The sequence below is a fragment of the Marinifilum sp. D737 genome (assembly GCF_026672275.1).
GTDB lineage: Bacteria > Bacteroidota > Bacteroidia > Bacteroidales > Marinifilaceae > Marinifilum.
Genome location: NZ_JANQCD010000070.1, coordinates 1 through 5,142, shown reverse-complemented (window position 1 = coordinate 5,142; position 5,142 = coordinate 1). Strand labels below are relative to the sequence as shown.

At 47.3% G+C, this 5,142-nt stretch carries 2 tRNA genes and 2 rRNA genes; all 4 read right to left on the bottom strand.

Going from position 1 to position 5,142, the window contains the following annotated elements:
* Positions 1 to 87: 87 nt before the first annotated feature.
* The 4 genes from NQ163_RS20325 to NQ163_RS20310 all read right to left on the bottom strand — a co-directional run bounded on the left by NQ163_RS20325 (position 88) and on the right by NQ163_RS20310 (position 4,911).
* Positions 88 to 2,960, bottom strand: a 23S ribosomal RNA gene (locus tag NQ163_RS20325).
* A 118-nt stretch (positions 2,961 to 3,078) separates the two neighbouring features.
* Positions 3,079 to 3,152: transfer RNA gene (locus NQ163_RS20320), tRNA-Ala, on the bottom strand.
* Positions 3,153 to 3,165: 13 nt separating this feature from the next.
* Positions 3,166 to 3,239 (bottom strand) — tRNA-Ile (locus NQ163_RS20315).
* A gap of 146 nt (positions 3,240 to 3,385) precedes the next feature.
* Positions 3,386 to 4,911, bottom strand: a 16S ribosomal RNA gene (locus NQ163_RS20310).
* The 16S and 23S rRNA genes sit together here with 2 tRNA genes alongside, the layout of an rRNA operon.
* Positions 4,912 to 5,142 lie beyond the last annotated feature (231 nt).

Here is a 5,142-nt window from a genome sequence, read left to right as displayed (position 1 = left end):
TGTTGATCTAACAACTAAATATCATAGACATATTGAAAGTAAAATAAAAGAACCTTTGTTTAGTAAGATTCAGCGATTGACCTCGCCACTCAGAAGCTTTCGGGTAATTAGTATTGCTCGACTTTGACGTTACCGCCTTTACATCTGCAACCTATCAACGTTATCGTCTCTAACGACCCTTAAAGGAAATCTCATCTTGAGGTAGGCTTCGTGCTTAGATGCTTTCAGCACTTATCCCTGCCCAACGTAGCTACTCTGCTATGCAGCTGGCGCCACAACAGATACACTAGAGGTTAGTCCAACCCGGTCCTCTCGTACTAGAGTCAGATCCTCGCAAATTTCCAACGCCCACAACAGATAGGGACCGAACTGTCTCACGACGTTCTGAACCCAGCTCGCGTGCCACTTTAATGGGCGAACAGCCCAACCCTTGGGACCTTCTCCAGCCCCAGGATGTGACGAGCCGACATCGAGGTGCCAAACCGCTCCGTCGATATGAGCTCTTGGGAGCGATCAGCCTGTTATCCCCGGAGTACCTTTTATCCTTTGAGCGATGGCCCTTCCATACGGAACCACCGGATCACTATGCTCTACTTTCGTACCTGCTCGACCTGTATGTCTCACAGTCAAGCACCCTTGTGCCATTGCACTCTTCAGACGATTACCAAACGTCTTGAGGGTACCTTTAGAAGCCTCCGTTACTCTTTTGGAGGCGACCACCCCAGTCAAACTACCCACCACACACTGTCCGTCGTTAGACGTTAGACTTCAGATAAGCAAAGGGACGTATTTCAAGGATGACTCCACGATACCTGGCGATACCGCTTCATAGTCTCCGTCCTATCCTACACATCACTTACCCAAAATCAATGTGAAGCTGCAGTAAAGGTTCACGGGGTCTTTCCGTCCCGTTGCGGGTAATCGGCATCTTCACCGATACTACAATTTCACCGAGCTCATGGCTGAGACAGTGCCCAGATCGTTACACCATTCGTGCAGGTCGGAACTTACCCGACAAGGAATTTCGCTACCTTAGGACCGTTATAGTTACGGCCGCCGTTTACTGGGGCTTCATTTCAGACCTTCGCTTACGCTAAGCCCTCCACTTAACCTTCCAGCACCGGGCAGGTGTCAGGCCTTATACTTCATCTTTCGATTTTGCAAAGCCATGTGTTTTTGGTAAACAGTCGCCTGGGCCATTTCACTGCGGCCTCCCGAAAGAGGCGTCCTTTCTCCCGAAGTTACAGGACCATTTTGCCGAGTTCCTTAGCCATGAATCACTCGAGCGCCTTAGTATTCTCTACTTGACTACGTGTGTCCGTTTGTGGTACGGGTCTCTATTACCTGAAGCTTAGAGGTTTTTCTTGGAAGTAAAATTACACGCACTATCAGCGCTGCCGTAGCATTGCTGTACTATCAGATTTCAGCTCAACTTGCGGATTTACCTACAAGTCTCATCACGTACGTCCTTCAACGAACTATTCCGTCAGTTCGCGGCGTTGTCATCTCTTCGTCACCCCATCGCAGTAATAGAAAGTACCGGAATATTAACCGGTTGTCCATCGAGTTCGCCCTTCGGCTACCCCTTAGGTCCCGACTTACCCTGATCCGATTAGCGTTGATCAGGAAACCTTAGTCTATTGGCGTGCGGGTTTCTCGCCCGCATTATCGTTACTTATGCCTACATTTGCTTTTCTAAAAGCTCCACAATACATTACCATACTGCTTCTGCGCCGTTAGAATGCTCCCCTACCAGTTAGAATAAATTCTAAATCCATAGCTTCGGTGGTATATTTATGCCCGATTATCATCCACGCAAGATCGCTCGACTAGTGAGCTGTTACGCACTCTTTAAATGAATGGCTGCTTCCAAGCCAACATCCTAGCTGTCTAAGCAATCTCACCTCGTTTGTTCAACTTAACATACACTTGGGGACCTTAGCTGATGGTCTGGGTTCTTTCCCTCTCGTCTGTGGACCTTAGCACCCACAGGCTCACTGCCAGATATAAGTTATAGCATTCGGAGTTTGTCTGGATTTGATAGGCGGCGAAGCCCTCGCATCCAATCAGTAGCTCTACCTCTATAACTCTCGACTCTGACGCTGCACCTAAATGCATTTCGGGGAGTACGAGCTATTTCTCAGTTTGATTGGCCTTTCACCCCTACCCACAGTTCATCCGAACACTTTTCAACGTGAACCGGTTGGGCCCTCCACTCTGGTTTAACAGAGCTTCAGCCTGACCATGGGTAGATCACCAAGTTTCGCGTCTACCCCCACTAACTTTACGCCCTATTCAGACTCGCTTTCGCTTCGACTACGCACCTGAAGTGCTTAATCTCGCTAGTGAGGAGTAACTCGTAGGCTCATTATGCAAAAGGCACGCAGTCACACCATATAGGTGCTCCTACCGCTTGTAGGCGTACGGTTTCAGGTACTCTTTCACTCCTCTGTTCGAGGTGCTTTTCACCTTTCCCTCACGGTACTTGTTCACTATCGGTCTCTCAGGAGTATTTAGCCTTACCAGATGGTCCTGGCAGATTCACACAGAATTCCTCGTGTTCCGCGCTACTCAGGATACTACTAGATTCACTTTGCTTACGTGTACGAGACTATCACTCTCTTTGGTATGTCTTTCCAAACACTTCCACTTCACGCCGATCATCATATTATAGTCCTACAACCCCACCATTGCCGAAACAATAATGGTTTGGGCTAATCCCCGTTCGATCGCCACTACTAGGGGAATCACTTTTGTTTTCTTCTCCTCCGGTTACTTAGATGTTTCAGTTCTCCGGGTTTGCCTCCATAAATGGATACTCATTGCTGAGTGGGTTGCCCCATTCGGAAATCTACGGATCAAAGGTTATTTGCACCTCACCGTAGCTTATCGCAGCTTATCACGTCCTTCTTCGCCTCTGAGAGCCTAGGCATCCGCCATACGCCCTTAATTACTTCTTTTTGTGCCAATGAAAAATAAACTTTCATCACGAAATCAATCGTTGTTTCTTTACTATTGGTTACTTCTACTTTACTACTTTCAACATGTCAAAGAACTTTAATACACCATCGTATTATGTGGAGAATATCGGAGTCGAACCGATGACCTCTTGCGTGCAAGGCAAGCGCTCTAGCCAGCTGAGCTAATCCCCCATAAGCATTATTGTAGTCCTGCGCAGATTTGAACTGCGGACCCCTACATTATCAGTGTAGTGCTCTAACCAACTGAGCTACAGGACTAAATTTCTTAATCCATATGCTAGCGGTTTAATCACCCTAACGCTATGGGTTATGGTATATTAAATGAAAACAAAATAAAGTCAGGCAAAACAGAATAAAACTCTGTCATATCACCATAAACCTTTGTCGATATTCTAAATCTCTAGAAAGGAGGTGTTCCAGCCACACCTTCCGGTACGGCTACCTTGTTACGACTTAGCCCCAGTTACCAATTTTACCCTAGGTCGCTCCTTGCGGTTACGAACTTCAGGTCCCCTCGGCTTCCATGGCTTGACGGGCGGTGTGTACAAGGCCCGGGAACGTATTCACCGTATCATTGCTGATATACGATTACTAGCGAATCCAACTTCACGGAGTCGAGTTGCAGACTCCGATCCGAACTGAGACTAGCTTTTGAGATTAGCATCCTGTCACCAGGTAGCTGCCCTTTGTACTAGCCATTGTAACACGTGTGTAGCCCTGGACGTAAGGGCCGTGCTGATTTGACGTCATCCCCACCTTCCTCTCACCTTACGGTGGCAGTCTCGCTAGAGTCCTCAGCATTACCTGCTAGCAACTAACGATAGGGGTTGCGCTCGTTATGGGACTTAACCCGACACCTCACGGCACGAGCTGACGACAACCATGCAGCACCTTGTAATTTGCTCCGAAGAGAAGATCCGTTTCCAGATCGGTCAAACTGCATTTAAGCCCAGGTAAGGTTCCTCGCGTATCATCGAATTAAACCACATGTTCCTCCGCTTGTGCGGGCCCCCGTCAATTCCTTTGAGTTTCATTGTTGCCAACGTACTCCCCAGGTGGATTACTTAATGCTTTCGCTCAGTCGCGCACTGTGTATCGCGCACAACGAGTAATCATCGTTTACGGCGTGGACTACCAGGGTATCTAATCCTGTTCGCTCCCCACGCTTTCGTCCATCAGCGTCAATAATAGCTTAGTGAGCTGCCTTCGCAATCGGTGTTCTACGTTATATCTATGCATTTCACCGCTACATAACGTATTCCGCCCACCTCAACTATATTCAAGACTAGCAGTATCAATGGCAGTTTCACAGTTGAGCTGTGAGATTTCACCACTGACTTACAAGCCCGCCTACGGACCCTTTAAACCCAATAAATCCGGATAACGCTCGAATCCTCCGTATTACCGCGGCTGCTGGCACGGAGTTAGCCGATCCTTATTCATACGGTACCTTCAGTTAACTACACGTAGCTAAGTTTATTCCCGTAAAAAAGCAGTTTACAACCCATAGGGCCGTCATCCTGCACGCGACATGGCTGGTTCAGGCTTGCGCCCATTGACCAATATTCCTCACTGCTGCCTCCCGTAGGAGTCTGGTCCGTGTCTCAGTACCAGTGTGGGGGACTATCCTCTCAGACCCCCTAAGCATCATCGCCTTGGTGAGCCGTTACCTCACCAACAAGCTAATGCTACGCATGCCCATCTTGTACCCCCGAAGGTTTAAATCACATCCCATGCGAAATGTGATTGTTATGCGGTATTAATCCGGATTTCTCCGGGCTATCCCCCTGTACAAGGCAGGTTGCATACGCGTTACTCACCCGTGCGCCGGTCGTCGTCTAGTAGCAAGCTACTTCCGTTACCCCTCGACTTGCATGTGTTAGGCCTGTCGCTAGCGTTCATCCTGAGCCAGGATCAAACTCTTCGTTGTATAAAAGTTTTTATTAATTCTGTCTCATTCAGATTATCAAAGTTTAATGGTAATTTTTAATTGACAAGGTATTATTCTTGTATTTACCTAACTTTTTGTTTTCAATATTTTCAAAGAACGTATCGTTCTGTTTTTCCTTATTTATTCACCCGAAAAAATCAGGCGGAAAAGCGAGTGCAAAGATAAATAAAACTTCATCCAAATTCCAAATTAAATCTGAAATATTTTTGA